Here is a 547-nt window from a genome sequence, read left to right on the forward strand (position 1 = left end):
TGCATTTACTGCTGTGTTTTTTGGCGCTCCTGTAGTCGTTTCAAAAATAACACCAGGAGGTGTGATTTGTGAAGACGGTGCAGTAGTGAATAATCCATAGAAATTATAGAAGGCGTAAACGTAGTTTTCTTTACTTGAAAGTGGTAAGTTTTACCACTTTCAGTGTCTATAACTACCTAATAAATTCTCTTTCTGTAATCATATCAGTTAAAGTCTGGATTCCAGCGCCACGCGCTAGAATGACAAGGCTGATCGTCATGTCACCGCGAACCGTCATACCGCGATTCATTCGCGGTATCTCAGCCGCTAACAAGTAGCGGGATGACGGTTGTCGTTTAGCCATAAATATTTAAGAAATTTACCAAACGAAAAAAAAGGCAAAAGAAGCCCTGGTCATTGTCTATTTTCAGTATTGGCGTTTTTTAAGTCTTAAACACTGCAATTTAGCTGCTTTTGAATGCAACTCACCTTAGTTTGAATGTTTAAGAAATTTACTAAGCAGAAAAAAAGGCAAAAGAAACCCCGTGTTAGCTAGTTGTCACTCTCT

The 547-nt window shown here is 38.9% G+C and carries 1 pseudogene; it reads left to right on the forward strand.

Going from position 1 to position 547, the window contains the following annotated elements:
• Positions 1–100 (forward strand): annotated as a pseudogene (locus tag OZD62_RS06100) (TrbC/VirB2 family protein); the annotation flags it as partial.
• Between the last annotated feature and the right edge of the window lie 447 nt (positions 101–547).

This window comes from Wolbachia endosymbiont of Drosophila seguyi (genome assembly GCF_028981765.1).
GTDB classification, from domain to species: Bacteria; Pseudomonadota; Alphaproteobacteria; order Rickettsiales; family Anaplasmataceae; genus Wolbachia; species Wolbachia pipientis.